This is a genomic window from Leisingera sp. F5 (assembly GCF_001593695.1).
This window is the reverse complement of record NZ_LUKH01000970.1, coordinates 1-1,401: the sequence shown is the minus strand read 5'-3', so window position 1 is coordinate 1,401 and position 1,401 is coordinate 1. Positions and strand designations below refer to the sequence as shown.

Annotated in this window: 2 protein-coding genes; one reads left to right on the top strand and one right to left on the bottom strand. The window is 61.0% G+C overall.

Translation table 11 applies throughout. From position 1 onward, the window contains the following. Positions 1-556 (top strand): LysR substrate-binding domain-containing protein (locus A2I95_RS37980; RefSeq protein WP_291737588.1); only part of this gene is annotated, 556 nt, incomplete at its 5' end. Positions 557-559: 3 nt separating this feature from the next. Here A2I95_RS37980 and A2I95_RS37975 read toward each other — a convergent pair. After that, positions 560-1,141: a carboxymuconolactone decarboxylase family protein gene (locus A2I95_RS37975; RefSeq protein ID WP_027256186.1), complete on the bottom strand. Its 582-nt coding sequence runs from the start codon at positions 1,139-1,141 to the stop codon at positions 560-562. Positions 1,142-1,401: the final 260 nt, after the last annotated feature.

Genomic DNA, 1,401 nt, shown 5'->3' with positions numbered 1-1,401 from the left:
CGGCGTGCGGCTGACGCTGGAGCCGGACCGGCCTGAGCGGATTTTGGAGTGGATCATCGGCGAGCAGTATGACTGCGGCATCACAGATGGGTTCGCCGCCCATCCGGCGGTGGAAAACATCGACATCCCCGTCCGCACGGTCTGTGTGCTGCCGCAGAATGATCCGCTGGCAGAACAGGATGTTATCACGCCCCGCGACCTGCAGCACCGCAAGATCATCCACACCCGGCGCGACAGCCCGTTTTTCCGCAAGCTGCACAAATCATTTTCCGAGGCTGGGGTGGAATTGAACAGCTGGATCGAGGTGCGGCAGTTCTCCACCGCCTGCATCATCATCAGCCAGGGGCAGGGCGCCTCGGTCGTCAGCGCCCTGGATGCCGAGCAGTTCCGCGGCCAGAATATTGCCATCGTGCCCTTTGCGCCCGAGCTGCAGCACCGGCTGTCGATCCTGCGGCCGGTGTCGGGCAGCCGGTCGCTGCTGGCGCTGGATTTCCTGGACGCTTTTACCGATAGCCTGGCGCCGTTCCGCGCCGATTTGGAAACGGCGCGGGGCTAGCGGCTATTCATCGCCCTTGTAATAGCCGATCACGTCGTTCTCCGTTGTGGCACCCAGCCCGTTCAGCAGGCGGTTCGAGTAGTTGAAATAGGCGCAGACTTGGTTCACCTCCAGGATCTCGCCATCGTCGCAGCCCGCGATTTTCAGCGCTTCGAAATCGGATTTCACCATCTTGCCCGCATCCGTTGTCAGCTTGCCGGCATAACGCAGCAGAGCCAGATCCTTGCCCGCAAACTCATCCTCGGGCCGGTGCGCCTTGAGTGCTGTGAAAATCCGGTCGCTGCGCAGTTGGTTCTTCAACAGGTTGCGCACGTTCATGAAGTGATGGGTCAGCGAATAGGTGCAGTCGTTCAGAATAGAGGTGTAGCTGGCGATTACCTCCAGAAACCAGAACGGCAGCTGATTGTCGTCCGAGTGCAGCACCGACCGGTAGAGGGTGACATGGCCGTTCATCGTCTCCGGGCGCAGCGAATGCACCCGCATCACGGTGTCGACAGTGCCATGCGGCGTGCGCGCCTTGTCCAGCAATTCCTTGAGACGGCCCTCGGCCTTCTCGTCCGGGATCATCTCAATCCATGCGCTCATATGCTTTCTCCGCGGTTTCCAGGGGCAGGATAGGGGAAGGGGCGTCCTGAATGACAGTAGAAAATTCTACTGCTGTGAAATTTTCCTGGATCGGAGGGGGCGGCTGCGGGTAACATCCGGGTGAGGATCAAGAGGGAGAACTGCGGGATGCAGGATGCGGATCTGCGCGCCGGCGCCGAAAATCTGCTGGTGACCTGCGGCGGTTTGCGCGCCGGGGACCATCTGCTGATCCTGCGGGAAGACCCCGCGAACGGCTATTA